This window comes from Listeria marthii, from assembly GCF_014227425.1.
GTDB classification, from domain to species: Bacteria; Bacillota; Bacilli; order Lactobacillales; family Listeriaceae; genus Listeria; species Listeria marthii.
Genome location: NZ_JAASWB010000002.1, coordinates 36,627 through 63,252, shown reverse-complemented (window position 1 = coordinate 63,252; position 26,626 = coordinate 36,627). Strand labels below are relative to the sequence as shown.

Annotated in this window: 33 protein-coding genes and 1 riboswitch; of the genes, 29 read left to right on the top strand and 4 right to left on the bottom strand. The window is 40.4% G+C overall.

Features of this window, described 5'->3' with window-relative positions:
- The first annotated feature begins 7 nt into the window (after positions 1 to 7).
- The 4 genes from HCJ55_RS03005 to HCJ55_RS02990 are packed head-to-tail and all read left to right on the top strand — an operon-like array spanning position 8 to position 2,391.
- The gene (locus HCJ55_RS03005; protein ID WP_003721582.1) at positions 8 to 277 is read left to right on the top strand and encodes a EutN/CcmL family microcompartment protein; all 270 of its coding nucleotides are present in this window, start codon (positions 8 to 10) and stop codon (positions 275 to 277) included.
- Positions 270 to 815 (top strand): ethanolamine utilization microcompartment shell protein, encoded by a 546-nt coding sequence (locus HCJ55_RS03000; protein ID WP_003721583.1) that lies wholly within the window; start codon positions 270 to 272, stop codon positions 813 to 815. The genes HCJ55_RS03005 and HCJ55_RS03000 overlap by 8 nt, the downstream gene beginning before the upstream one ends.
- Positions 816 to 830: 15 nt before the next feature.
- Positions 831 to 1,952: an ethanolamine utilization protein EutH gene (gene eutH, locus HCJ55_RS02995; protein ID WP_003736358.1), complete on the top strand. Its 1,122-nt coding sequence runs from the start codon at positions 831 to 833 to the stop codon at positions 1,950 to 1,952.
- Complete coding sequence (locus HCJ55_RS02990) at positions 1,945 to 2,391, top strand: EutQ-related cupin domain-containing protein (RefSeq protein ID WP_008947550.1); 447 nt, start codon at positions 1,945 to 1,947, stop codon at positions 2,389 to 2,391. Before eutH ends, HCJ55_RS02990 begins: the two co-directional genes overlap by 8 nt.
- A gap of 41 nt (positions 2,392 to 2,432) precedes the next feature.
- On the opposite strand, the gene HCJ55_RS02985 is transcribed toward HCJ55_RS02990, so the two are convergent.
- A complete protein-coding gene (locus HCJ55_RS02985) occupies positions 2,433 to 2,984 on the bottom strand; it encodes a helix-turn-helix transcriptional regulator (RefSeq protein WP_008947551.1) in 552 nt (183 codons plus the stop codon).
- Between the two features lie 314 nt (positions 2,985 to 3,298).
- Here HCJ55_RS02985 and cblT point away from each other — a divergent pair, with 314 nt between their 5' ends.
- From cblT to HCJ55_RS02885, 20 genes are all read left to right on the top strand, one after another.
- On the top strand, positions 3,299 to 3,793 hold the full coding sequence (gene cblT / locus HCJ55_RS02980) for an alpha-ribazole transporter (RefSeq protein ID WP_008947552.1): 495 nt from the start codon (positions 3,299 to 3,301) through the stop codon (positions 3,791 to 3,793).
- A riboswitch (cobalamin riboswitch) is annotated at positions 3,775 to 3,964 on the top strand. Its footprint overlaps the gene before it by 19 nt.
- A 161-nt stretch (positions 3,965 to 4,125) precedes the next feature.
- The gene (locus tag HCJ55_RS02975) at positions 4,126 to 5,484 is read left to right on the top strand and encodes a cobyrinic acid a,c-diamide synthase CobB (protein WP_185516987.1); all 1,359 of its coding nucleotides are present in this window, start codon (positions 4,126 to 4,128) and stop codon (positions 5,482 to 5,484) included.
- A complete protein-coding gene (gene cbiB, locus HCJ55_RS02970; RefSeq protein WP_185516985.1) occupies positions 5,481 to 6,428 on the top strand; it encodes an adenosylcobinamide-phosphate synthase CbiB in 948 nt (315 codons plus the stop codon). The genes HCJ55_RS02975 and cbiB overlap by 4 nt, the downstream gene beginning before the upstream one ends.
- Before the next feature lie 12 nt (positions 6,429 to 6,440).
- Entirely contained in the window at positions 6,441 to 7,073 is a 633-nt protein-coding gene (locus HCJ55_RS02965) for a cobalt-precorrin-8 methylmutase (RefSeq protein WP_185516983.1), read from the top strand.
- A gap of 15 nt (positions 7,074 to 7,088) precedes the next feature.
- Positions 7,089 to 8,210 (top strand): cobalt-precorrin-5B (C(1))-methyltransferase CbiD, encoded by a 1,122-nt coding sequence (gene cbiD / locus HCJ55_RS02960; RefSeq protein WP_185502628.1) that lies wholly within the window; start codon positions 7,089 to 7,091, stop codon positions 8,208 to 8,210.
- Positions 8,207 to 8,803, top strand: a complete 597-nt coding sequence (locus HCJ55_RS02955; protein WP_185502629.1) for a cobalt-precorrin-7 (C(5))-methyltransferase — start codon at positions 8,207 to 8,209, stop codon at positions 8,801 to 8,803. Before cbiD ends, HCJ55_RS02955 begins: the two co-directional genes overlap by 4 nt.
- A complete protein-coding gene (locus HCJ55_RS02950; protein ID WP_185502630.1) occupies positions 8,793 to 9,362 on the top strand; it encodes a decarboxylating cobalt-precorrin-6B (C(15))-methyltransferase in 570 nt (189 codons plus the stop codon). Before HCJ55_RS02955 ends, HCJ55_RS02950 begins: the two co-directional genes overlap by 11 nt.
- 5 nt (positions 9,363 to 9,367) lie before the next feature.
- Positions 9,368 to 10,117, top strand: a complete 750-nt coding sequence (locus HCJ55_RS02945) for a cobalt-precorrin-4 methyltransferase (RefSeq protein WP_008947559.1) — start codon at positions 9,368 to 9,370, stop codon at positions 10,115 to 10,117.
- Positions 10,104 to 11,135, top strand: a complete 1,032-nt coding sequence (cbiG, locus tag HCJ55_RS02940; RefSeq protein ID WP_185516981.1) for a cobalt-precorrin 5A hydrolase — start codon at positions 10,104 to 10,106, stop codon at positions 11,133 to 11,135. The genes HCJ55_RS02945 and cbiG overlap by 14 nt, the downstream gene beginning before the upstream one ends.
- Complete coding sequence (cobJ, locus tag HCJ55_RS02935; protein WP_185516979.1) at positions 11,132 to 11,857, top strand: precorrin-3B C(17)-methyltransferase; 726 nt, start codon at positions 11,132 to 11,134, stop codon at positions 11,855 to 11,857. Before cbiG ends, cobJ begins: the two co-directional genes overlap by 4 nt.
- On the top strand, positions 11,854 to 12,606 hold the full coding sequence (gene cobK, locus HCJ55_RS02930) for a precorrin-6A reductase (protein ID WP_185516977.1): 753 nt from the start codon (positions 11,854 to 11,856) through the stop codon (positions 12,604 to 12,606). Before cobJ ends, cobK begins: the two co-directional genes overlap by 4 nt.
- On the top strand, positions 12,606 to 14,087 hold the full coding sequence (cobA, locus tag HCJ55_RS02925) for a uroporphyrinogen-III C-methyltransferase (protein ID WP_185516975.1): 1,482 nt from the start codon (positions 12,606 to 12,608) through the stop codon (positions 14,085 to 14,087). Before cobK ends, cobA begins: the two co-directional genes overlap by 1 nt.
- Positions 14,084 to 14,869: a sirohydrochlorin cobaltochelatase gene (locus HCJ55_RS02920; RefSeq protein WP_185516973.1), complete on the top strand. Its 786-nt coding sequence runs from the start codon at positions 14,084 to 14,086 to the stop codon at positions 14,867 to 14,869. Before cobA ends, HCJ55_RS02920 begins: the two co-directional genes overlap by 4 nt.
- Positions 14,862 to 15,572, top strand: coding sequence for a cobalt-factor II C(20)-methyltransferase (locus HCJ55_RS02915; RefSeq protein ID WP_185516971.1), 711 nt, complete (start codon positions 14,862 to 14,864; stop codon positions 15,570 to 15,572). The genes HCJ55_RS02920 and HCJ55_RS02915 overlap by 8 nt, the downstream gene beginning before the upstream one ends.
- An 80-nt stretch (positions 15,573 to 15,652) precedes the next feature.
- Positions 15,653 to 16,303 (top strand): energy-coupling factor ABC transporter permease, encoded by a 651-nt coding sequence (locus tag HCJ55_RS02910; protein WP_185517356.1) that lies wholly within the window; start codon positions 15,653 to 15,655, stop codon positions 16,301 to 16,303.
- The gene (locus HCJ55_RS02905; protein ID WP_008947568.1) at positions 16,300 to 16,596 is read left to right on the top strand and encodes an energy-coupling factor ABC transporter substrate-binding protein; all 297 of its coding nucleotides are present in this window, start codon (positions 16,300 to 16,302) and stop codon (positions 16,594 to 16,596) included. The genes HCJ55_RS02910 and HCJ55_RS02905 overlap by 4 nt, the downstream gene beginning before the upstream one ends.
- Positions 16,583 to 17,260 carry an energy-coupling factor ABC transporter transmembrane protein gene (locus HCJ55_RS02900; RefSeq protein WP_185506354.1) on the top strand — a complete coding sequence of 226 codons (678 nt, stop codon included), beginning with the start codon at positions 16,583 to 16,585 and terminating at the stop codon, positions 17,258 to 17,260. Before HCJ55_RS02905 ends, HCJ55_RS02900 begins: the two co-directional genes overlap by 14 nt.
- A 12-nt stretch (positions 17,261 to 17,272) precedes the next feature.
- Positions 17,273 to 18,079, top strand: a complete 807-nt coding sequence (locus HCJ55_RS02895) for an energy-coupling factor ABC transporter ATP-binding protein, CbiO family (protein WP_185502637.1) — start codon at positions 17,273 to 17,275, stop codon at positions 18,077 to 18,079.
- Entirely contained in the window at positions 18,079 to 19,614 is a 1,536-nt protein-coding gene (locus HCJ55_RS02890) for a cobyric acid synthase (protein ID WP_185516968.1), read from the top strand. The genes HCJ55_RS02895 and HCJ55_RS02890 overlap by 1 nt, the downstream gene beginning before the upstream one ends.
- Complete coding sequence (locus HCJ55_RS02885; RefSeq protein WP_185516967.1) at positions 19,578 to 20,144, top strand: cob(I)yrinic acid a,c-diamide adenosyltransferase; 567 nt, start codon at positions 19,578 to 19,580, stop codon at positions 20,142 to 20,144. Before HCJ55_RS02890 ends, HCJ55_RS02885 begins: the two co-directional genes overlap by 37 nt.
- A 42-nt stretch (positions 20,145 to 20,186) precedes the next feature.
- Here the strand turns inward: HCJ55_RS02885 and HCJ55_RS02880 are convergent, their stop codons facing one another.
- Positions 20,187 to 20,654, bottom strand: a complete 468-nt coding sequence (locus HCJ55_RS02880) for a DMT family transporter (RefSeq protein ID WP_003721608.1) — start codon at positions 20,652 to 20,654, stop codon at positions 20,187 to 20,189.
- A gap of 14 nt (positions 20,655 to 20,668) precedes the next feature.
- Positions 20,669 to 21,118 (bottom strand): DMT family transporter, encoded by a 450-nt coding sequence (locus HCJ55_RS02875; RefSeq protein WP_003761842.1) that lies wholly within the window; start codon positions 21,116 to 21,118, stop codon positions 20,669 to 20,671.
- A gap of 88 nt (positions 21,119 to 21,206) precedes the next feature.
- Here HCJ55_RS02875 and HCJ55_RS02870 point away from each other — a divergent pair, with 88 nt between their 5' ends.
- The 5 genes from HCJ55_RS02870 to HCJ55_RS02850 all read left to right on the top strand — a co-directional run bounded on the left by HCJ55_RS02870 (position 21,207) and on the right by HCJ55_RS02850 (position 26,157).
- Entirely contained in the window at positions 21,207 to 21,740 is a 534-nt protein-coding gene (locus HCJ55_RS02870) for an AAA family ATPase (RefSeq protein WP_185506357.1), read from the top strand.
- A 293-nt stretch (positions 21,741 to 22,033) separates the two neighbouring features.
- Positions 22,034 to 22,900, top strand: a complete 867-nt coding sequence (locus HCJ55_RS02865; RefSeq protein ID WP_185503883.1) for a glucosaminidase domain-containing protein — start codon at positions 22,034 to 22,036, stop codon at positions 22,898 to 22,900.
- A gap of 269 nt (positions 22,901 to 23,169) precedes the next feature.
- Positions 23,170 to 24,183, top strand: a complete 1,014-nt coding sequence (locus HCJ55_RS02860) for a glucosaminidase domain-containing protein (protein ID WP_221644107.1) — start codon at positions 23,170 to 23,172, stop codon at positions 24,181 to 24,183.
- A 110-nt stretch (positions 24,184 to 24,293) separates the two neighbouring features.
- Complete coding sequence (locus HCJ55_RS02855; RefSeq protein ID WP_185502640.1) at positions 24,294 to 25,373, top strand: M42 family metallopeptidase; 1,080 nt, start codon at positions 24,294 to 24,296, stop codon at positions 25,371 to 25,373.
- Between the two features lie 25 nt (positions 25,374 to 25,398).
- Positions 25,399 to 26,157, top strand: coding sequence for a TrmH family RNA methyltransferase (locus HCJ55_RS02850; RefSeq protein ID WP_008947577.1), 759 nt, complete (start codon positions 25,399 to 25,401; stop codon positions 26,155 to 26,157).
- A 44-nt stretch (positions 26,158 to 26,201) separates the two neighbouring features.
- On the opposite strand, the gene HCJ55_RS02845 is transcribed toward HCJ55_RS02850, so the two are convergent.
- Positions 26,202 to 26,561, bottom strand: a complete 360-nt coding sequence (locus tag HCJ55_RS02845) for a DUF6054 family protein (RefSeq protein WP_185502641.1) — start codon at positions 26,559 to 26,561, stop codon at positions 26,202 to 26,204.
- Positions 26,562 to 26,626: the final 65 nt, after the last annotated feature.

Below are 26,626 nucleotides of genomic sequence, written 5' to 3'. Positions count from 1 at the left end.
GAGCGTCATGCAAATTGGAAAAGTTACCGGGAGTTTATGGGCAACAAGAAAAGACGAAAAACTGAATGGTTTAAAACTACTATTAGTAGAGATTTGTACCGATGAAACGGAAGATGTAAGACATTCCATAGTGGCAGCTGATAATGCCGGAGCAGGAAACGGCGATCTTGTGCTCGTTACAACTGGTAGCGCAGCACGAGCATCTACTGGGGACAATACGATACCAGTAGACGCTTGTATCGTCGGCATTATCGACTCGGTAGAACGTTATGGCTGAACAGTCCTTAGGTATTCTTGAACTCAGGAGTATAAGTAAAGGTTACGAAATGGCCGATGTTTTCTTGAAAGCAGGCAATGTAACTTTATTTACTTTTCGTCCTACATGTCCTGGTAAATTTTTGATTATTTTGCAAGGTGCTTCCGGTGAACTTACTAGTGCGATGCAGGATGCAAAAGAAGAAGCTGGAAAATTTCATGTTTCTTCTTATATTTTGCATATGGCGCACGAAGAATTACTTGCTTTTCTAAACAATAAACACCCTAAAGTGGAAGTTGATGCAGTAGGGATTATCGAAATCAGTCAGCTTGGTGCTGGGCTAAACGCGGTCAATGAAGCGCTGAAAAAATCAGCTATTCATTTAAAACGAATGACGCTTGGTGCTTCGATTGGTGGGAAATTTGTCGCTGTTTTTACAGGGGAAGTTAGTGCTATTCAAGAAGGGATGCGGATTCTAATCGAAACCGCCGAACCAAAAAAGGTGATACATCATACGGTTATTCCTTCTCCTGATGAACTTTTAAAACGCTATCTATAGAATGGAGGAACACTTTTGAGCATTAATGAAATTATTATTTATTTAATGGTTATCTTTATGATTTTAGGAGCTATTGACAAAATTATCGGTAACAAATTTGGCTTAGGTGCACAATTTGAAGAAGGTATTATGGCAATGGGTTCACTAACACTAGCAATGGTCGGGATTATTACGTTAGCACCAGTTTTAGCGAAAATTTTAAGCCCGATTGTTGTACCAATTTATACGGCGCTTGGGGCTGACCCGGCAATGTTTGCAACAACGTTACTTGCGAATGACATGGGTGGTTTTGCGCTAGCTCAAGAACTTGCGCTAACTCCTGATGCTGGTCTTTTTGCGGGAGCAATTTTAGGTTCGATGATGGGACCAACAATTGTTTTCACAATTCCAGTAGCACTAGGAATTATTAAAAAAGAAGATCACAAATATTTAGCGACTGGTGTATTATCCGGTATTATTACTATTCCAATCGGTTGTTTAATCGGTGGGCTTGTAGCTGGATTCTCTCCAATCATGATTTTCAAAAACTTAGTACCAATTATTCTTGTAGCTGCTCTAATTATGTTAGGTCTTTGGTTCAAACCAGAAGGCATGATTAAAGGCTTCACTATTTTCGGTAAAGGCGTAGTAATTGTTGCAACTATCGGACTTGTTGCTGGAGCTGTTCAACAATTAACTGGTTTAACTATTATTCCAGGAATTGCACCAATCGGCGAAGGTATTGAAATCGTTGGTGGTATTGCACTAGTTCTTGCAGGAGCTTTCTGTTTAGTATTCGTTATTACGAAACTTTTCAACAAGCCTCTTATGAAAATGGGTAAATTACTTGGTATGAATGAAGTTGCGGCAGCTGGTATGGTTGCTACACTTGCAAACAGTATCCCAATGTTACAAATGCTAAAAGATATGGATGAGCGCGGTAAAATTATTAACGTTGCTTTCGCAGTATCTGCGGCCTTTGTTTTAGGTGATCATCTAGGCTTTACAGCTGGTGTTGCTAAAGATATGATCTTCCCAATGATCGTCGGGAAATTAGTCGGAGGGGTAACTGCTGTTGGTGTTGGTATCTACATGGCTAACCGAATGATGAAAAAAAATAAAACAAAAGAACAAACGGCGGTGAAAGATAATGGCTGATATTAGTAAAGAGTTAATCGAACAACTAGTAAAACAAGTTATCATTGAAAAAATGGGCCAAAGTTCCAAACACGTTGATCCAAGTGGTATTTTATCGATCAAACTTCCTGTAGTGAAAGTTTCAGAAGAAGATCGTTTAGATACAGGTAACCCGAGCGATGTTGTTTATACAAAAGACTTAGTAACACTAGAAGAAAGTAAACGTCTAGGTTTCGGTCTAATGGAAATGAAAGATACAACATTCGATTGGTTCTTGGATTATGATGAAGTAGATTACGTTATCGAAGGCAGACTAGATGTTGTCATTGATGGCAGAACTGTTTCAGCAGGACCAGGAGAAATTATTTTCATTCCTAAAGGTAGCCAAATCAAGTTTTCCGTTACTGGTGAAGCAAGATTTGTTTATGTTACTTATCCGGCTGATTGGCAGTCACAATAAAATAAAAAACGATTTCGGCTTAACGGCTGAAATCGTTTTTTTTATTTTAAGGAATCGCGGTATTCTTTCGGCGTCATATCGAATTCTTTTTTAAAGACTTTGCAAAAGTAGCTGGCTCTTGAGAAACCTAAGTTCTTGGCAATCGTATGAACCGCCCAGTCGCTTTTTTCTAGTTGCTCTTTCGCATAGAGCATTTTTTGTTCGTTGACGTAATTGATAAAATTGATATTTAATTCGTTTTTAAATAATTTACTTAAATAAAAGGGGCTTAAATAGACATAATTCGCCACTTCTTCTAAAGTAATCGAGCGATGAATGTTCTTTTTAATGTAGCGAATCGCTTGTTTGATTTCTTTATGCTCGCCGCCAGATTTACTAGCAGTAGCTGTTTCTTTTTTCGGTTGTTTTTGTTTTTCGTGCGCAGAGTAGTAATCGCTTAACACATCCAGCACTTCGACCGTTTCAAGCGAATGGAGTAGGGCGGAATGATCTGGATTTTTCTTGTTAAAGTCTTCATGAATTTGTTGCGTAAATTGATTTTCAACTTGATTAGTCATGAGTGGTTGAATATTGACAACTTTTTCTTTCTCCAAATGCAATTCCTCCTCCTTTTAAGCTCGCACTAATTATACCATAAAATCGCTTTAAATAACGTTTAATCCTGCATTTTAAATAGAACAATAAATTCTTTTTTATAACAAAATATTGTCATTTTCTTATCGCAGAAAATAGAAATTGAGAAAAAGTTCACACTGTAGGCTATTTTTGCTTGGTAAAACAGAAAAAAATCAGATTTAAAAAGCTTGCACTATTTTGCTTTCGGTGCTCTGAGTGACCTTGTACCAGTGGTTTAACAGGGATATAATGAAATGGAAATAACGCTTTCATGAGAGGGTGATCTTTTCAATTGAAGATTCAGAAATTAGTCTTATGTGCGATGTTGATTGCAATGTGTGTAATTGGCGCGAACATAAAATTAATGGGTTCTGTTGCATTTGACGCAGCTCCAGCTTTTATTGGAACTTTGCTGCTTGGTCCGATGTACGGCGCAGTGCTTGGGATTTTCGGTCATTTAACATCAGCATTACTGGCGGGTTTTCCGCTCACACTACCGATTCATTTGATTGTCGCTGGAATGATGGGCGTAACGATGATCGCTTACGGATTTACACGCCAAAAACTGGCAGAAAAAAATCCATTAGTAGCTATTAGTGTATCGAGTGTTGTCGCTTTTGTGTTTAATTGTCCATTATCATTACTTGCACTTTATCCATTAATGCATCAAGCGGTGTTTGTTTTATTCCCAGTTCTTGCAGTGGGAACGATTTGCAACATTTTAGTCGCAGAAATCGTTTACCAAGTATTGCCAGAACGCTGGAAAAGACGAATTGCCGGGTACTAAACAACTAAATAGGTGAATATATTAATCCGGGAAAGAGGTGAAAATCCTCTACAGGCCCTAGCTACTGTAATACGGACGAAAGCCAAACATATGTCACTGGAAGCAATTCCGGGAAGACTGGTGAGTAGGATGATGTTAAGTCAGGAGACCGCTTTTATATTCGATATCCAAAAACAACTTCTAAGGGAGCGAGTTGTCTTGATTAAGTAGATTTTCACGATGGGGAAGTTTCTTTGTGCTACAAGGAAATAGCTTATTTGCGTAAATCTCAAAAAGACACCAAAGTTCTGTTTGGTGTCTTTTTTTATGGCTAAATTTGAAAGGTGAAAAAGATGAACAAAATCTTAATTGCGGCTGCATCAAGTGGAGCTGGCAAAACAACTGTCACACTTGGAATTATGCATGCACTGAAAAAAAGAGGCTTGCGGGTTCAACCATTTAAAGTAGGACCAGATTATATTGATACCAATTATCACCAAGCGATAACAGGCGTTGCATCGATTAATTTAGATAGTTTTCTGATTGATGACGATGCTATGCTCGCTGCTCTTTTTCAAAAGCACGGGGAAACGGCTGATATTTCGGTGATTGAAGGTGTAATGGGATTATTTGATGGGCTTGGGATTGATCGTGATAATGCGAGTACTTCATTTATCGCCAAATGTACGAAAACGCCGGTGATTTTAGTCGTGGATGGGAAAGCGATTTCGACTTCTGCGGCAGCAATTGTGGATGGGTTTAATCGTTTTGATCCGGAGCTAGAAATTGCTGGCGTGATAATTAATCGAGTTGCTTCAGAAAACCATTTTTCATTGATTAAAGGGGCGATTGAGCGTTATACGGATGTGCCGGTTCTAGGATATTTGCCGAAAAATGCGGCGGTGGCACTTCCGGAACGGCATCTTGGTTTAGTACCGCAAGAAGAAATGACGGAATTAGAAGCAAAATGGGAGTTACTTGGCGATTTGATTGCCGAACATGTTGATTTGGAACGGTTGTTGGAAATAAGCAAGTCTAGTGAAGATTTGGTGGGAGAGTCACTTGATATCGCGATGCCGGACTTTAGTGGACTTCGGGTTGCTTATGCGCTCGATGCAGCATTCCATTTTTATTATCAAGATAATTTAGAACTGATTCGTTCGACTGGGGCAACGCTGATTCCGTTCAGTCCACTGGAAGATATGGAAGTTCCAGAAGCAGATTTTATTTATATTGGTGGTGGTTTTCCGGAGGTGTTTGCGGAGCGGCTTGCGAAGAATAGCACGATGCGCGAATCGATTTTGGCGGCACATGAAAAAGGCATTCCAATTTATGCGGAGTGTGGCGGGCTGATGTATCTTGGTTCAGAACTAGAAATGGACGATACACAATATGAAATGGTCGGCGTTTTTTCTGGGATTAGTAAGATGACGACGCGACTTCGGAAGTTTGGTTATTGTACCGCGACACCTAGCACAGACACGCTGATTGGCAAAAAAGGTTCCGCAATTCGAGGTCATGAATTCCATCATTCCGTTTTTGAAACGACCGAAACGCCTTGTCTAGAGCTTTCGAAAAAACGCGACGGCGAAATAGTGAAAGAATGGCATGGCGGCTATCAAAAGGGCAATACGTTTGCGAGTTATTTACATATTCATTTCTATCAAAATCCAGCCATTTTAATTCATATGTTTGGAGCTGTGCGCCGATGACATTACTATTTTATACAGCAGCTTTTATTTTAGATTGCTTGCTAGGTGACCCTTACAGCTGGCCGCATCCTATCAAAGCTATTGGAAATTGGATTCACTTTTTAACAACTGCTTTGCGGAAAATTTTTCATGGTAATGGATTGTATTTTGCGGGCGGATTATTATTTGTTCTCACGGTTGGTTTGACCGGAGTTGTATCGTGTTTGCTCCTATACTTCAGTGCGAAAATTGCTTTCTGGCTTTATGCAGCTATTTTCATCTACTTAGGCTATACGACACTTGCGATGACTTGCCTTGCGAAAGAGGCGCGGAAAATAGAGCGGACACTGGCGGACGGGGATTTGGCAGCTGCTAGGGTACAAGTTGGAATGATTGTTGGACGTGATACCGATAATTTATCAGCCGAACAAATTAGCAAAGCGACGATTGAAACAGTGGCCGAAAATACGGCAGACGGGGTAATTGCACCACTTTTTTACTTGTTCATTGGTGGACCAGTGCTTGCTTTAATGTATAAGGCAGTCAATACACTAGATTCGATGGTCGGTTATAAAAATGAAAAATATCGCGCGATTGGTTTTGTTTCCGCGAAAATGGATGATATTGCCAATTTTATTCCAGCGAGACTGTCTTGGTTATTCCTCGTTATTGCGAGTTTTATTTTAAGGTATGAATGGCGCGCAGCTTGGGTGATAGGGCTGCGGGACCGGAAGAATCATACGAGTCCCAACTGTGCTTATCCGGAAGGCGCGGTAGCCGGAGCGCTTGGAATTACGCTTGGTGGCACGCACGAATACTTTGGCGAAACGGTAGTCAAGCCAACAATCGGCAGCGGCACTAAACCAGTGACACAAACAGAAATTAGCAAAACTATTCATTTGTTATATGCGGCGTCCACAATCGCTTTTATCATTTTTACAAGTATATACCTAATACTATTTTAAAGGAGTGGCACAATGAACTATATTAAAAACCCAGCCAAAATTGAAGAGAAAAGCTTTGAAATTATTCAACAAATTATTGATGATATTCGTCCAGACTACACGTTTCAAAACAAGCTAGAGGAAGCGATTATCAAGCGTGCGATACATACGACTGCGGATTTTGATTACTTGGATAGCCTTGTATTTCAGCAAGATGTTATCGCAAAAATTATTCATGTTCTGCAAAATAAAGGAACCATTTTCACCGACACTAATATGGCTTTAAGCGGTATTAATAAGCGGCTTTTAGATGAGCTTGGTTGTAAATATCATTGTTATGTGAGCGATCTGGAAACGATGGAGATTGCTAAACAGCACGGGATTACGCGCTCGATGGCGGGCATTAAACTCGCTTCACTCAAAGATGGACCGAAAATCTTTGTTTTAGGAAATGCGCCAACTGCGGTGTATAAAATTATCGAAATGACGGAAAGTGGCCAGTTACAAGCGGATGCGGTCGTGGCAGTTCCTGTTGGTTTTGTTGGGGCAGCTGAATGTAAGGAAGAAATTTTGGAAACAGATATTCCCGCAATTGTGGCGCGCGGTAGAAAAGGTGGTAGTAACCTTGCTGCAGCCATCATTAATGCAATCTTGATTACGATGTAAAGAAGGCGACGAGCGATGGAAGATTTTATTTATTATAACGGCAAAAAATATCGCAAAGGCTACACGACTGGAACATGTGCGGCAGCCGCGGCTAAAGCTTGTGTCGAAATGATTTTAACGCAAGAAGAAGTGAGCGCGGTACAAGTTACGACAACTGGTGGAACGATTCTTGAAATCCCGGTGGCGCATCAACAATTTTCCAAAAATAAAGCTACTGCCGCGGTTCAAAAAGATGGCGGGGACGATATTGATGCGACACACGGAATGTGGATTTTTGTGGATGTGGAATTAACGGATAGCTCAGAAGTTGTGCTGGATGGTGGTGTTGGAATCGGTCGCGCCACGCAAAAAGGGATTTCTGTTGCAGTTGGCGAAGCAGCCATTAATCCAGCACCACGGAAAAACATTTTAGCAACGGTGCGCGAATCACTTGGCGAAAATCGTGGGGCAAACATTTTAGTATATGCTCCAGAAGGCGAAGAGCGCGCGAAACGAACGATGAACAGCAACTTAGGCATCATCGGCGGGATTTCTATTCTAGGCACGACCGGAATTGTTACCCCGATGTCGGATGAAGGCTGGAAAAAATCGCTATCGATGGAGCTCGAAATGAAACGCAATCAAGGTCTTGACCAAATTATTCTCGTTCCCGGTAATTACGGCGATGATTTTGTCCAAAACACACTTGGTTTTTCAAGCAATAATATCGTTTCAATGAGTAATTTTGTTGGTTATATGCTAAAAGAAACACAGCGTCTCGCTTTTAAAAAAGTACTGATGGTCGGTCATTTCGGTAAATTAGTGAAGGTTTCGGCGGGAATTTTTACGACATATAGTAAAGATGCCGATGCTCGGGCGGAAATCTTGGTTGCCAATCTGGCTTTGCTCGGCGCGCCGTTATCACTTTTACAAGAAGTAGAGAAGTGCAACACGACAGAAGCTGCGGGAGAATTAATTGAAATAGCTGGTTACACGCAAGTTTATGACGTTATTGCGCAAAAAATCAAAGCGAGATCTGAGCGCTTTTTGAAATTCACGAAACCAAGTGTAGAAATTGATGTTGTCACTTTTTCGACCGAGCGCGGTTTACTTGCTGCAACGAAAGACATCAACGTACTACGGGAGGAATGGCGATGATTACGGTAGTCGGAATTGGTCCAGGCGATACAAAACTATTAATCAATGAAGCAAAAGTAGCGATAAGCAAGGCGAATACGGTATATGGCTCAACCAGACAATTACAAGAAATTGCCGAATTAACGACTGCAACCCCCATGCTTTTACCAAAAAAACTAGCTGATTTAAAAAGTATCCCCCATCAAAATCAAAACGTAGTGATTTTAGCATCGGGTGATCCGCTCCTTTACGGCATTGGCAACTGGGCGATGGCGAATTTTGCGGAAGATGTTCGAATTATCCCTGGAATTAGTGCCATCCAAATGATGTTTCACCGAATCAAATTACCAATGAATGATTGTTTTATTACGAGCAGCCATGGAAAAACGCCAAACTTCGACTTCTTATTACAACACGAGAAAATCGCGATGGTGACAGATACAATTATTGGGCCGTATGAAATTGCTGCGGAAATTTTAAAACGAGACTTAAACAAAATCATTTTTATAGGGGAAAATTTAAGCTCCAAAGAGGAACGGATTCACAAATTAAAGCCCGAAGATGTGGCAAAAAAATATGATATGAATGTAGTGGTGATTATGGATGAAGGATGAAGTATTTATTCGCGGCAAAGTACCAATGACGAAAGCGGAAGTACGAGCGGCGAGCATTGATTTGCTTGGACTAGATAATACTAGTAAAAAATTGCTCGATGTCGGAGCTGGAACGGGGAGTGTAGGCCTTCAAGTAGCTTGTAATTTCCCGGAAATCAACGTTACTGCAATTGAGCGAAACCCAGATGCAGTAGATTTAATTAAACAAAATCAAGCCAAGTTTGGTTTAAAGAATGTGGCGGTTCTCGAGGCTTATGCGCCAATTGAATTACCTGAAAACGATACATTCGATGCCATTTTTATTGGTGGAAGTGGTGGAAATTTAACCGATATTATTGATTGGTCACTGGCACAAATGAACCCGGACGGCCGTTTAGTACTTAATTTTATTTTGTTAGAAAATGCTTTAACCGCAATGAACCATTTAGAAAAATTAGCCGTGAGTGAATTAACGATGAAACAAATTCAAGTTTCGAGTTGGCATAAACTTGGCGCGGGGCATTACTTTGAACCACAAAATCCAACTATCATTATTGGCTGTAAAAAATTAGAGGAGTGAAGAAAATGGCAGAAGTACATTTCGTCGGAGCAGGACCTGGAGATAAAGAATTAATCACACTAAAAGGATATCAACTATTAAAAGATGCGGATGTCGTTATTTATGCTGGATCACTCGTGAATCCAGAATTGCTGGAATACTGTAAAGCTGACTGCGAAATCCATAATAGTGCGAGCATGAACTTAATTGAAATTATTGACTGCATGGAAGCGGGCGTAACTGCTGGTAAAGAGGTTGTTCGTTTGCAAACAGGCGACTTCTCTATTTATGGCTCAATTCGCGAACAAGTCGAGGAGATGAAAAAACGTTCGATTCCGTTTACTTGTACGCCAGGCGTAAGTTCATTTCTTGGTGCCGCTAGTAGTTTTGGCGTCGAATATACCGTGCCAGAAGTCAGCCAAAGTGTGATTATTACGCGAATGGCTGGCAGAACTCCAGTACCATCACGCGAATCGCTTAGATCGTACGCAGCGCACCAAACTTCGATGGTTATTTTCTTATCTGTTCAAGGTATTAGAAAAGTTGTTTCAGAATTAATCAAAGGTGGCTATAAACCAGAAACTCCGGCGGCTGTTATTTATAAAGCGACTTGGGCGGAAGAAAAGAAAGTAACGGGAACTTTAGAAGATATCGCGGAAAAAGTGACAGAAGCAGGAATTACGAAAACAGCACTTATTATGGTCGGCGATTTCCTTGGAGAAGAATTTTATTATTCCAAGCTATATGACAAGGATTTCAAACATGAGTACAGATAAAATCGCCATTATTGCCGTCACCGAACGTGGGCGTGATTTAGCAATAACGTTAGCAGAAACAGTAGCTGGAACGATTTTCGTTCCAGAAAAACATCACAATGAACACACACACATCTTAACGCCAAATTTTGGAACAGGTTTGCGGACGATTTTCACGGAATATCAAGCGTTAATTTGCATTATGGCGACAGGAATTGTGGTTCGGACGCTGGCGCCAGTCATTGAAGATAAACTTTCAGATCCAGCAGTAATCGTCATGGATGAATATGGTCAATTTATCATCAGTTTACTTTCCGGTCATGTTGGTGGAGCGAATGCGTTAACGGAGCAAATTGCTGAACTAACAGGTGGCGCGGCAGTTATTACAACCGCAACCGATCGGGCCAATGTGGCGGCGATTGATAATATCGCTAAACAATTAGACGGTTACTTGTCCAATTTTAAAGCAACAACGAAGCGTATCAATGGTTTACTAGCAGCAGGAAAAGAAGTCGGTTTGCACGTAGATGAACCGTTTGAAGTTGATACGCGAGGTTTTACTAACAAAGAAGTGAGTCCGCAAATTTTCATTTCAACTAAAAATAATTTACCGCCCGCAAAAATAGAACGAATCCAGCTAGTACCAAGACAATTTATTCTTGGAGTCGGTTGCAGAAAAGGCATTTCGGTAGAAACAATTGATCTAGCTTTTAGACATTTTTGTGAACAAGAAAACATACATCCACGAGCATTTCGTGCGATTCATAGTATTACACTCAAAGCCGAAGAACCAGCAATTTTACATTTAGCAGAAAAATGGGGCATCGAGTTCATCGTTCATTCGGCTGAGGAATTGCAAACTGTAGCTGAAAAATACCCAACATCCGCATTCGTTCAAAAAACCGTACAAGTAGGAAATGTCGCCTTATCATCAGCTGATATTGGTAGTAATGGAAACGTGATTACAAGCCGGTTTGCCGAAAATGGCGTGACATTTGCAGCTGGAAAATTAACTAAAAATAGTGAGGTGGCAAAATGATTTATGTAATCGGAATTGGCCCAGGAGACAAACGTTTAATGACTGGCGAAGCACTGCAAGCAATAGAAGACGCAGAGGTAATCGTTGGCTACGTAACATATATCAAACTAATTAAAGAGCTAATTAAGGATAAAGAAGTAGTGAAAACAGGCATGCGCCGCGAAATAGATCGTTGCCAAGAAGCCGTAAATATCGCATTAACAGGAAAAAAAGTGGCGGTTGTTTCAAGTGGAGACGCTGGGATTTATGGCATGGCTGGCTTAGTTTTAGAACTAGCCGAAAAAAGCGATCCCAATTTAGAAGTTAAAGTCATCCCAGGAATTACCGCAAGTATTGGAGCGGCTGCAGTTCTTGGTGCACCAATCATGCACGATTTTTGCCATATTAGTTTAAGTGATTTAATGACACCGTGGGAAGTAATCGAAAAACGTTTAACTCATGCTGCAATGGCCGATTTTGTTGTTTGTTTTTACAATCCAAGAAGTAAAGGCCGCGCCAACCATTTAGCGAACGCTTTTCAAAAGATGTTGGAGCATAAATCAGGAGATACGGTTGTTGGTATCGTCAAAGATGTCGGTCGAAAAGAAGAGCGGAAAATCATCACTACGATGCAAGATATCGACTATGAGTTAGTGGATATGACAACGATGGTCATTGTAGGAAACAAAGAAACATACGTAAAAAATGGCAAAATGATTACACCACGAGGCTACTCACTATGATTTTCGTGCTCGGAGGAACTTCGGATAGCTTGTTAATTAGCGACTGGCTAACTGAAACAAAACTTGCCTTTATTCTTTCAGTCGCAACAGATTACGGGGAAACATTGGCCAAGCAGCACGCCGAAACTGTATTTTGTGGCAGATTATCGAAAGAAGAAATGCTTGATAAATGGCATGCTGAAAATGTTGACCTCGTTATTGATGCAACCCATCCATTTGCGACAATCGTTTCTGAAACGGCGATGGAGGCTTGCAAGGAAGCGAACACTCCTTATGTTCGCTTCGAACGCACGAGCGAACAAACAGACAATACGTATTTGGTAGCGGATATCAATGAAGCATGTACAGTAGCAGCTAAACTTGGTCAGCGGATTTTTCTGACAACCGGCAGCAAAAATTTACCAGAATTTGTGGCTGGCTTAAAGGAGAAACATATTATTGCGCGCATTTTGCCAGTGTCGGATGTCATTCGTTCAGCAGAAGAACTCGGACTCGTTGCCGACCAAATCATCGGCATGAAAGGACCATTCACGAAAGAAGCGAACCGAACACAGCTAGAAATGACTGGGGCGGATGTTTTAATAACTAAAGAAAGCGGCAAACAAGGCGGCTTTCAAGAAAAACTTACAGCAGCTGCAGAACTAAATATTCCTGTCATTGTCATTCGCCGCAAAAAATTAAATTATCCAATCGAAATAAATCATATAACTGAACTACCAGAAATTTTGACACAATTGGAGGTCTACTAATGGGAAAAGTCATGTTAATTGGCGCAGGTCCAGGAGATGCACAATTACTAACTGTAAAAGGATTAGCCGCACTTCAAAAGGCGGATGTTATTGTATACGACCGTCTCGTTGAACCAGCGATGCTCCAAGAACGAAAAGCTAGCTGTAAACTAATTTATGTAGGAAAAGAGCCTTTACATCATCCAATTCCTCAAGATGAAATCGAGCAAATTCTTGTAAGAGAAGCCGCAACTAATGAACTGGTTGTACGTTTAAAAGCAGGCGATCCTTATGTGTTTGGGCGCGGCGGGGAAGAAGGAGAAACACTTTATAAAGCAGGAATTCCTTTTGAAGTTATTCCAGGAATCACATCTGCAATTGGCGGACTTGCTTATGCGGGAATTCCAGTGACACATCGCGATTTTGCTTCAAGTTTTCACGTGATTACTGGTCATTTGAAAAAAGGACGCGACCCGCTAGATTGGGAAGCACTTGCGCGACTTGAAGGAACGCTCGTTTTCCTGATGGGAATGACAAATTTGCCTAATATTTGCGCGAATCTACTTGAAAATGGTCGCAAAGCAGAAACGGGTGTTGCGATTGTACAATGGGCATCGCGCGGCAAACAATTAACGGTTACGGGAAATTTGCAAACAATCGAGCAAAAAGTAGCAGAATCCGGTATTTCCTCCCCAGCGCTTATCGTTGTTGGCGATGTGGTGAGCTTACGACCGCAACTGAACTTTTTTGAAGAAATGCCCCTTTTCCATACAAAAGTATTACTTCCAAGAGCACGTGCTGGAAAAAGTATGCTCGCGGAACAAATTCGCGATTTAGGCGGAGAAGTAACGATGTATCCAAATATTCAAGTTTTGGATGTTGCGCCAACGAAAACAAAAGCAGAACTTGGTGAAGTAAGCGAACTTCTTTTTACATCCAAAGAAGCTGTAGAACGATTTTTCGACTATTTAGCCACGCTTGATTTAGATATTCGGTCTTTAAAAAATACCCATCTTACAGCAATCGGCAAGCAAACAAAAGAAGCATTTAGCGAAAAAGGCATTATCCCAGATAGCTTCATTAAAAGACGGAGCACGGAATTGATTTTAGAGCATCTAGTGCGATTCCAAAACAATGCGAGCAACTTGATTATCGGGAGCGTGGTTGATACAGCTGAAGTTAGCACGATTTTATCCGAAGTGGAAGCACTCGAAATGATGCCGCTATACGATATGCGCCCAGTGACCGAGCGCCCATTTGACCTCGAAAGCTTTGAACAAGTGTGTTTCTCTAGCTCGCGTTCCGTCCAAAATCTCCTCGATGTTTTAACAACCGAGGAAAAAGCAATTTTACAAACGAAAACGATACTTTCGATTGGAAGATTCACAAGCGCAACCCTGCAATCATTCGGCATTAACGATTTTATAGAAGCTGAAACTGCCACACCTGAGAGCTTAATCGAACTAATCCAAAAAACAAAAGTAGAAGGAGTACCGCAATGAAAAAAGCCATTTTAGTTGTTAGTTTTGGTACTAGTTATCCAGAAACAAGAGAAAAAACCATTGATGCATGCGAAAAAAGAGTGGCCCAAGAATTTCCAGATTACAACGTGTTTCGCGCGTTTACATCGAATAAAATTATCAAAAAACTAAAAACCCGCGACAATATGCACATCAACACGCCAAGTCAAGCACTGAACCAACTAAAAGAATTAGGCTACAAAGAAGTCATTATTCAGTCGCTACATATTATTAGCGGTGGCGAATTTGAAAAAATCACTGCTCAAGTGGAAAAATTCAAGCCCGATTTTGATTCCATTATCGTCAGCCAACCGCTACTTGATTCCAAAGATGATTACGAAAAAGCAATCGAAGCAATTCGCCATCAAATGCCTCCTTTGAAAGAACAAGAAGCTTTAATTCTTATGGGCCACGGCTCGAAACATCATGCTTTCAGCGCCTATGCTTGCCTTGATCATATGCTTTTAAACGAACCAATCTATCTTTGTGCCGTAGAAAGCTACCCCGGTTTGGATCAAGTAATTGAACGATTGCAACAAGCAGAAATCAAAAAAGCACATTTAATGCCATTTATGCTAGTAGCAGGGGATCACGCGACGAACGATATGGCTTCCGATGACGAAGATTCTTGGAAAAGTACACTAGAACAATCTGGTATCCAAACCGAATGTCATTTGCAAGGATTAGGCGAGAACGAACGAATCCAAGCCCAATTTATCGACCACATCCACACGGCAATAGAAAGGGTGAAAGCACGTGGCTAAATTTTACGGCATTGGCACAGGCCCGGGTGACAGCAAACTAGTCACAATGGAAGCCGCAGAACGACTAGGGAAATTAGCCATTCTCTACACTCCCCAACCGAAAAAAGGCGGCGAAAGCTTAGCTAAGAAAATCGTCAGCCCGTATTTAAAAGACACGCTTATCGTTAAAGAACGTCATTTTCCAATGAGTTATAACAAAGAGGAAAAAATGCTGGCGTGGAAGGCGATTGCAGAAGAAGTCAAAACAGATGTTCAAAATGGGCACGATGTTGGTTTCATCACACTAGGCGACCCAATGGTTTATAGCACATATAGCTATTTACTAGAACAGTTAAAAGGCGAAATTGAAACAGTTACGCTAGCGGGTATTTCTTCCTTTTCGAATATCGCTTCCAAAATTGAATTACCACTTGTGATGGACGAGGAAAGTTTTGCCGTTATCCCGGTCACAGCAGGCGCTGAAAAAATCGAACAAGCGCTCAAATTATTTGATACCGTAGTTTTCATGAAAGCAGCAAGCAATTTACCCCTTCTTACGACATTACTAAAAAAACTGAATTTGCTTGATGCAGCGGTTGTAGTAAGCGATGTTGCCATGGCGACAGAAAAAATCACTTACGGCATGCAAGACATAAATCCAGAAGATAAAATGTCATATTTTACCACGATTATCGTGAAAAAAAGAAGGGAGCAATATAAATGAAAAAATTATGGAAGTTTCTACCATTTGTTTTAATCGGCGTTATTTATTTTACTTTAACAAACCCAGAATCCGCACACGCAATGCATATTATGGAGGGGTTTTTACCAGTTAAATGGGCCATATTTTGGCTGATTGTCTTTATCCCTTTCCTTGTACTTGGTTTAATGCGCATTCGTAAATTAATTGCCATAGATAAAAATAATAAATTACTACTAGCATTATGCGCGGCCTTTATCTTTGTTCTTTCGGCACTAAAAATCCCATCGGTTACAGGATCTTGTTCTCATCCGACTGGTGTTGGCCTGGCAACCGTCATGTTCGGTCCACTCGTTGTCAGCGTTCTAGGCGTGATTGTCTTACTTTTCCAAGCGTTACTACTTGCACACGGCGGGATTACAACCCTTGGCGCGAACGCAATGTCAATGGCTGTAATTGGCCCAATGGTCGGTTTTGTCGTGTACAAACTAGCTCGTAAATTAAACTGCAATAAAAGTGTTTCGATTTTCTTATGTGCGATGACAGCTGACTTAGCGACCTACCTCACCACCAGCGTTCAGCTCGGAGTCGTTTTCCCAGATCCAGCATCCGGCATGATGGCTTCGATTCTAAAATTCATGGCGATTTTCTGTGTGACTCAAGTTCCAATCGCGATTGCAGAAGGCCTGCTGACAGTAGTTATGTACAATCTTATTAGCAAAAATTTACCAGAAAAGGTGGCACAATTACGATGAAAAAAATAAATATCAATGTCATTTTAATTCTATTAGTTGTTTTGTTAATGGTGAGTCCGTTTTTCTTCAATAAAACAGGTGAGTACGGCGGTTCAGACGGAGAAGCAGAGGCAGAAATCACTAAAATTGACCCAAGCTATGAACCATGGTTTGAACCACTTTATGAACCAAAAAGTGGCGAAATTGAAAGTTTATTATTTACACTGCAAGGCTGTATCGGAACAGGAATTATCGCTTATGTCATTGGTGTGAGTCGTGGCAAGCGGAAAGCTGAGACCGATGTTAACCATTGATAAATATGCGTATCAAAACCGGTGGATTGCGTTTTCACCATCAGCAAAAGCTTTATTTTATGTCGCAATTCTCATAGTCGCGTTAACCGGCCCCGTGCTCGTCCAAGCCATCCTATTCTTGTGCATGGTGCCACTGACGCTCTATGTTGTAAAAATTCACTTTAAACAATATTTGAAATGGCTCCTTTTACCATTTTCATTCCTACTTTTTAGCTTACTATCGATTCTTATTTCGATTTCCAAAGATCCAAGCAGTTTTCTCGCTTCGATTTCGATTGGTAGTTTTTATCTCGGGATTTCTGATGTGACGATTACGACGGCGACCCAAGTTTTTTTTCGAAGTATCGCTTGCTTAGCGGCAACCTACTTTTTCGTCTTAACCGTTCCCGTGGTACAATTAACGAAAGTGATGAAGCAAATTTTTATCCCAAAAGTGCTCATTGAACTAACGATTTTAATTTACCGCTTCATCTTTATTTTCTTAGAAGAAGCGGCGGCGATTCGAAAAGCACAGAGCCTTCGTTTCGGGTATCACGGCCTGAAAAATAGTTATCGGTCATTCGGAATGCTCGTCAATACTTTATTCAATCGTGTCATGAAAAGATATAATGAAATGGTTGTAACACTTGATGTGAAGCTATATCAAGGAGAATTTCATATCTAGGAGGAAGCCAATTTGCTTAAAACAGAACATATTTCATTCCAATACGAAGATGGCAAACAAGCCTTAACGGATGTTTCAATTGATTTAGAAAAAGGCAATATAATCGGCCTTATTGGTGCGAATGGCTCCGGAAAATCGACACTTTTTATGCAGCTATTAGGCATTAACAAGCCAACTTCTGGCACAGTTTATTTTGACGGAAAACCACTTGCTTACAATAAAAAAGCACTGTTTGCTTTACGAAAAAAGGTGAGCATCGTTTTCCAAGATCCGGATCAACAAATCTTTTATTCGAATGTTCGTGATGACGTGGCTTTCGCACTTCGAAATTTAGGTGTAAGCGAAAGTGAAGTAGAATCGCGCGTGACGAATGTGCTTGAGATTGTTGGTGCAACGGAATTTCAACATAAACCAGTCCAATATTTAAGTTATGGCCAAAAAAAACGTGTCGCTATTGCCGGCGCCCTTGTTCTCGACACAGATTGGTTGTTGCTAGATGAACCAACCGCGGGACTCGATCCCATCGGCAAAAAAATAATGATGGAAATTATCGAACGTTTGGCAAATCAAGGGAAAAAGATTCTTATTTCGAGTCATGATATCGATTTGATTTATGAAATTTGCGACTATGTCTATATGTTAAAAGACGGAGCAGTTCTTACAGACGGGGAAACGAGCAGTGTTTTCTTAGAGAAAAGTAATATCGAACAAGCGGGATTAGTACAGCCTTGGCTTATCAAATTGCACCAACAAGCAGGCTATCCACTGTTCAAAAAAGAAGCCGATTTTTTCGCGCATACAGGGAAGGTGACTAATTAATGGTACAGCAAATAATGATACAAGGCACGGCCTCCGATGCGGGAAAAAGCGTGCTAGTCGCGGGCTTATGCCGTCTATTTAAAAATAAAGGCAAGCGGGTCGTCCCGTTTAAATCGCAAAATATGTCGCTTAATTCTTTTATTACAGCTACAGGGGATGAAATGGGCCGCGCGCAAGTGTTCCAAGCAGAAGCAGCCGGCGTTTTTCCAGATGTCCGGATGAATCCCGTATTACTTAAACCAACCAATGATCGCCAGTCGCAAGTCATTTTTATGGGCTCGATTTTAGATAATATGGATGCCGTGACGTACCATGATTTCAAACAAACACTTATTCCGAAAATCCAAGCAGTTTACCAGAGTTTAGCGGATGAAAATGATATCATTGTACTAGAAGGCGCCGGAAGTCCAGCCGAAATCAATTTAAACGACCGTGATATCGTAAATATGGGCATGGCGAAAATGGTCGATGCTCCCGTCGTGTTAGTTGCTGATATCGACAAAGGTGGCGTGTTCGCTTCGATTTATGGCACAATCATGCTCTTAAAAGAAGAAGAACGTGCTCGGCTCAAAGGAGTTATCATCAATAAATTCCGCGGAGATGTGGCACTTTTGCAACCGGGGATTGATATGATTGAAGAACTGACGAGTGTCCCAGTTATTGGTGTGATTCCGTATGCCAATCTCCAACTAGAAGAAGAGGATAGTGTGTCACTTAGCGGAAAAAATTACGTACCAGATAGCTCCGCGCTACTTGATATTGCGATTATCTGTTTACCACGGATATCTAATTTCACAGACTTTCATATTCTAGAAATTCAACCCGACATAAGTGTACGTTACATACGAAATATAGCTGATTTTGGAAACCCAGATTTAGTCATTATTCCAGGAAGTAAAAATACACTAGAAGATATGGCTTTTCTTGAAGAATCCGGCCTTAAAAATGCCATTCAAAACTATGCTGAAAATGCGGGAAAAGTCATTGGGATTTGCGGAGGCTACCAAATGCTCGGCCAAAAAATGCTCGATCCAAATCAAGTGGAAAGTAAACAACTGGAAATTGCTGGACTTGGTTTGCTAGACACCGAAACCATTTTTCTCGACCAAAAACGTACCACCCAAATTACCGGCATGACGCTTTCCGACGAACCAGTCGAAGGTTATGAAATTCATATGGGGCAGACAACGCGCGGCGAGAATACCAACCCATTTTGTGAAATTAAAGCAGTGAACGGCAATCAAGAAACCCACCAAGATGGCGCCATTTCCGCAAATAACCACATTATTGGCACATACATCCACGGTATTTTTGACAACGATATTTTCCTAGGAAATCTGTTCAATGAGCTGCTGAAAAACAAACACCAACTCGTTTATCCACATGAAATTATTAACCTGAAAGAACATAAAGAACAAGAATACGACAAATTAGCGGCCCTTTTAGAAGCAAATATTCAAATGGACCAACTAGAAAAAATCATGAAAGGAGAAAAAATATGCGTATCTACACAAAAACCGGCGATAAAGGAATGACAAGAATTATTGGGGGGAGCAAAGTAAGCAAAGATAATATCCGTATCGATGCTTACGGTACTTTGGATGAACTTAATTCACTCGTTGGCTACACGATTACAACCCTTGGAACTGAACCAGAAATTCAAGCCGAACTGGAGCAAATTCAACAACAATTATTTGATGCAGGAGGAGATCTTGCAACCGAAGAAGGAAAGCGCGCGTATAAACTAACGAGCGAACCGGTTGCTTGGCTAGAAGACAGAATTGATATCTACGCTGATGAACCACCAGAAATCGAAAAATTCATCTTACCAGGCGGAACACAAGCTGCCTCGTTACTACACATGGCCAGAACCGTAACAAGAAGAGCCGAACGTGAAATCGTTGGCATGCTAAAAATCGCTTCCAGCAACGAAGAAGTGTTAAAATATGTCAATCGCTTATCCGATTACTTTTTCGCTGTTGCCAGAGTAGTCAATTACCGCGCTGGCGAAACAGATATTTTTTACAAAAATTCGGAGCTCGTTTTCCGCAATAAAAAGAAATAACAAAAAACCTCTCCAGACCTAAATCCGGAGAGGTTTTCCTTTTTAAAAGCGTTGAATTAAAAATACGCCAACGAGCATTAACAACACACCAATCATTCGGTAACGGTTAATCGGATGAGGAATAACCCCGAAAAAGCCAAAATGATCAATAATAAGTGCAATAATCATTTGTCCACAAAGTGCTAAAACAACTGTCATTGCCGAGCCAAGTAATGGTAAAAGTAAAATGTTCGAAGTTACAAATAATACTCCAAGCGCACCGCCAGTGAAAACCCACCAAGGAATTCGGCCAACACCTTTTAGCTGAAAAGTCAAACGACGCTCCACGATTAAACAAACCAGTGTGAGCAAAGTCGTCCCAACTAAAAAGGAAATAAATGATGCCACAAAAGGAGAACCAACAGTTAGCCTAAGTTGGCTATTAATCGACGTTTGAATCGGGGAAAGTAGTCCAGAAACAAGTCCCATTGCCATAAACAGTAATAATGATTTGGATGATCTTTTTGTCATGTTTTCTCCTCCTTTTAAAATCGTTGCATCAAGTAAATGCCACCGAACATTAATATAACGCCAAGTAAACGTTCGATATTAATTTCATGCATTGGCACTTGAAATAAACCAAAGTTATCAATTACAATAGCCATAATCATTTGTCCACAAACCGTAATCATAACGAGCAGAGCAGAACCAAGTCGCGGCAAAAGTAAAATATTAGCTGTTAAGAAAATAACGCCTAGTGTTCCACCGCCAACCCAGATATACCAAGGATTCGAGGCAATCATTTCTGATGATATTGGCCATGATTTTTGTGTAAATAAGCAAACAATAAGTAAAACAGTCGTCCCTACCATAAAAGAAACCCACGAAGCTAAAAACGGGGATTTCGTATATGTACTAAGTCGTGTATTGATGGCCGTTTGAACTGGTAATACCATCCCAGCTAACAAACCTGATACAATAAATAATATAATCAAAAATTTCCCTCCCTTTTATCACAATGAGATAATTATAAAATAAAAGCGGGGCAAAAAGATAGTATTTAATTCAAAGCGAGGTTTTTTTATGAAAATTCGTATTATCGGATCAGTCGGAAGCGGCAAAACGACATTAGCTAAAAAACTTTCCGAATGGCAGCAAATCGACTATTTTGAAACGGACCGCATCGTCTGGAAACGAGAAGAAACCGAAGTAAGACGAACAGATTCCGAAAAAGCAGCCCTATTAACCACCATCCTGCAAAATGAAAATTGGATTATCGAAGGCGTCCACCTCGAAGATTGGGCGACCGAAAGCATTACCCAAGCAGATGCGATTATTTTCCTTGATTTACCTAAAAAGCAAATCCGCTCCCAACTCATCAAACGTCAAATCAAACAATTACTACGACTAGAAGCCGCACACTATCCCATCCGTTTAACCATGCTCAAGAAAATGTTTTACTGGGATGAACTATTTGAAAAACGAACAAAACCATTAATTACCGAACAAATCGCGCAAAACCCCGAAAAATGGCTAATCATCAAAGAAAACACCAATATCCAAGTTATTCAAAAAAGGTTATTGCAAATGAAAGCAACACAAAATAATTCTTTTTGACAGAATTCACTACTATATATAGAAGAAAAACGGTTTTTTAATCTTACAAAAGCTATTTTCAGAAAACTACACCAATTTTATATGACTAAATGATGGCAAATGTTACAAATTGAAGAAACCTACATATCATTTGAGCGAGTAATAGCTATTTACCAATAATTTAACCAAATCATATAAATAGTAAAGATTTCTTAAATTCAGCAAAATAGACCTCCAGATGGATTGCAATTGTCGTAAAAGTAACGTATTCTAGTACCATCAAAGGATTCGTAGACAGAAAGGCGTGACGACAGCTGAAATATAGAAAATTATCCAAAAAGAAGAAGAAAAGACTAATTGGAATAGCAGGAATTTTACTTCTAGTTATTTTAGTAGGAGTCATTGCATCCGTTGTCAGGCAGCAATATTTAATTATGACTGCACCAGAACCGGACCCAGCATATCATTCCAAACAGCAAAATTTCCTAAATGAACTTTCGCCCCGTGCGCAAGAAATTCAAGCCAAACATGGAATTTTAACAAGTATCACACTTGCCCAAGCAATTTTAGAATCCGACTGGGGCCAAAGCGGTTTAGCCCAAAAAGGCAACAATTTATTTGGTGTCAAAGGGAAAGCCCCGCAACCAATGGTCACGATGACGACGAAAGAATTTGTAGACGGAAACTGGATTGAAATCAATGCTAATTTCCGCAAATATAAAGACTGGAACGAGTCACTCGATTCCCATGCAGAACTTTTTCTGAAAGGTACTTCTTGGAATAAAGATAAGTACAATGGAGTCGTTGCAGCAGACGATTATAAAAAAGCCGCACAAGAATTACAATCAGCTGGCTACGCAACAGACCCAGATTATGCGGAGAAATTAATCAATATTATTGAAAGATACGACCTAGCATTGTACGATCGAATTGAAGACAAGATTTACTACGATACCAAATCAACCGGCTATGGTAACGTGAAAAAAGATGTATCTGGCGCGGTTTGGACCAAGCCATATGGACTAGCTGGAGCGTTAAAAGTAGAGGAAATTAACTACTATAAACGAGAAGATTTGAAACTTTTACGCGAAGCTAAGACCGATAGCGGCGTTTGGTACCAAATTTCCGTAGATACCGAGCCACTTGGATGGGTAAAACAAGAATTAATCGAAAAAAAATAGAAAATGACCGAAAAAGAGCAAAATGACTTGTCTTATTTATAGGCAAAAAGTCCTTTACAAGCTCTTTTTCTTTTTTATTTTCATACGCTTCATCTTTCTAGAATTGCTCTATCAAAGCGCTAAGCCCAGATTGTAACATAAGTAATGTAAAAGTAATGTGTATTACAAGGCTGGTTTGATAGAATGAAATAGTTGTTTTAAAGAACACCTGTTTCCAGTTTTTCAAAAGCTGGAACGATAATTCAAAGAAGGATGTGCAATAAATCATTATGTTACAACTCGCAAAGAAGCATTTGGTGACAATTGGTCTAGGAATTACAATTACATTATGCGCCTTACCAATCCACTCCCAAGCTGCTGGTCTAGAGGACGGCCTGACTTCCAAGCAAGAGAAGTTTATTAATGAGATTGCGCCGCATGCTCAAAAAGTGCAAAGAGAACATGGTATTTTAGCAAGTATTACTATTTCGCAAGCAATTTTAGAATCTAATTGGGGCGAGAGTAAACTAGCAAAAGACGGTAACAATTTATTCGGAATTAAAGGCTCTTATAATGGAGCATCGATTAAATTACCAACTAGAGAACACAATGGTGTTGTTTGGGTTGGAACGGACGCTGTTTTCCGTGCGTACCCAGGCTGGTATGAATCCATGAATGACCACGCACTTTTATTTGTCAAAGGACCATCTTGGAATCCGAAATTATACGGTGGGCTAATCAAAGAGTACAATTTTGAAAAAGCCGCTGTTGCACTTGGCAAAACTGGCTATTCGTCTGATCCAGAGTATGCAGCAAAACTAATTGACCTCATCAAAAAAGCAAATTTAAATAAATACGATACCGTTTATAGTGAACGTGTATCTGATAAAGCAATCAAAGCAGCTGGAGAAATAGCTATCAAAGATAATTGCTTTGTTTGGTCCGCTCCCGGTGGTACAAAAGGGGCGAAACCAGTAGCAAGTACGTCCAAATATTTTAGTCGCCAAGTTTCGATTAATCAAGAAGTAAAAGTAACCGACTCTAATATTACTTGGTACCAAATCCATCAAAACGGAGAATCAATCGGTTGGATTGAAAGTACGTCAGTTAAAAACTTCTATCAATTAGAAGATTATTCGCCAACTGTCGATGCCTTACTAAAAACCGATGATAATAATCGTTTAGTCATCAACATGGATATCGATACATCCGAACTACACAAAACCAAATTAGCGAAGGCTGACACAAAAGAAAAAACAGCCTTTAATTTACCTTTACTTAACGTCCAATCCATTGTATGGTAAGTAACGCGCAAAAAAGCTGAATAGATTACTCGGCTTTTTTTGCGTTTTCAAAGGATTTTTAGAAAGAAACTGTTATAATGTAAAAGGAGTTTATAAGGAGGGTTATTAATATGGATGAACAATTAAAAATGTTAAAAGCACTAACCGATGCAAAAGGTATTCCCGGTAACGAGCGCGCAGTAAGAAACGTGTTCCGCGAATATATCGAACCACTAGCGGATAGTTTTGAAACAGACGGCTTAGGAAGTGCTGTGGCGAAAAAAGTGGGCAACGAAGATGGACCTAAAATTATGATTGCTGGCCATTTAGATGAAGTAGGCTTTATGGTAACGCAAATTGATGATAAAGGCTTTATTAAATTTCAAACAGTGGGCGGCTGGGTTTCCCAAGTAATGCTCGCACAAAAAGTAACCATCGTGACGCGTTCCGGCGAAGAAATCACCGGAGTTATCGGTTCTAAACCACCACATGTGATGTCAGCAGCTGAACGCCAAAAATCATTTGATATTAAAGATATGTTTATCGATGTTGGCGCAGTAGATAAAGCAGAAGTGGAAAGCTACGGCATCCGTCCTGGCGACATGATCGTTCCCGCTTTTGATTTTACTGTAATGAAAAACGAGAAATTCTTGCTGGCGAAAGCATGGGATAACCGTATTGGCCTTGCAATTGCCATTGAAGTACTTAAAAACTTACAAAAAGAACAACATCCAAATATCGTTTACGGTGTTGGGACGGTTCAAGAAGAAGTCGGTTTACGTGGCGCGAAAACAGCCGCACATTTCGTACAACCCGATATCGGTTTTGCCGTTGATGTCGGCATCGCGGGAGATACTCCGGGCGTAACAGACAAAGAAGCGATGAGCAAAATGGGCGAAGGTCCACAAATCGTTATTTATGACGCATCAATGGTAGCACACGCTGGTCTTCGTGATTTTGTCACAGACGTAGCGGACGAATTATCCATTCCTTACCAATTTGAAGCAATTCCAATGGGCGGAACAGATTCTGGTTCGATTCATTTAACAGGAAACGGAATCCCGTCACTATCAATTACCATTGCAACACGCTACATTCATTCTCATTCCTCGATGCTACACCGTGATGATTTTGAAAATGCAGTGAAACTAATTACCGAAGTAGTAAAACGTTTAGATAAAGAAAAAGTAACAGAAATTCGCTTAGGTTGAGTTTCGAGAAAAGAGGACAACTTTAATGGAACAGATTCAATCAGTAAAAAACGACCGTGTCAAAACATGGAAAAAATTGCAAACGAGAAAAGGCCGCGATAAAACTGGAACTTATTTGGTGGAAGGCTTTCATTTAGTCGAAGAAGCATTACGTCAAGATGGTTTAGTACTGGAGCTGCTTGTTTCAAGTGGTGTTTCTGTTCCAGAAGAGTGGTTAAAAGGCGATTATGATGTGTTTGAAATTAGCGCAGAAATCAGCCACTTAATTAGCGAAACGATGACAGAGCAAGGCGTCTTTGCGGTCGTTGCGACATCTGAACCTGATATGATGCTTTTATATGGTAAGAAATTATTACTTGTAGACGCAGTACAAGACCCAGGGAATGTTGGGACGTTAATTCGTACGGCTGATGCTGCTGGTTATGATTGTGTCGTGCTCGGTCGAGGTAGTGCAGACTTATATAATCCAAAAGTAATTCGTAGCACACAAGGTAGCCATTTTCATATTCCCGTTATTCAAGCAGATTTATTTGATTGGATTGCGAATTTAGAAGAAGAGGGCGTGCCGGTAATCGGCGCAGTTTTAGATGACCAAGCGAAGTCATTAAACGACATGCCAAAACGCGAAACATTAGCTTTAATGGTCGGAAATGAAGGAAACGGTATTTCGCCTGAATTGCAAGATCGTCTTTCCGAAAAAGTATACATTCCTATTTACGGCGACAGCGAGTCTTTAAATGTAGCTGTTGCAGCAGGAATTTTACTGTACGGTTTAAGAAAATAATAAAAAGTGGTGACTAAGGTTATTCAGGCCTAGTCACCACTTTTTTAAATTTCTTCCTGTTTTTCCATTTCTACTTCACGAATCGCCACACGTTTTAAATCAGCTACAACGCTATGCATGTAATCAAACGCTGCACCCCAGTCAATGCCAGTAAAGAAGCCGCTCGAACTACCTGTCGAGATAATCGTTACTTCTGTTTCGCCATGGAAATTATTAATGTTGACGAATAACGCCGCCCGGTTAGAGGAGCGCAAATAAAATTTTTCGCAAGCAAGAGTCGCAAGTTCGCCGAAATCAAACGTTCTAATCTCAGAAAAAACGATATTCGATCCTACTTGCCCGGCTTTGATTATTTCGAAGGTTTCAGAAACATCTGTTTTAACAATGTATCGAATGGATGGCATGATAGCCGCCTCCTTCATAAATCTATCTTAGTTATAGTGTAAGCCCAGAAGGATACTTTGGTCAA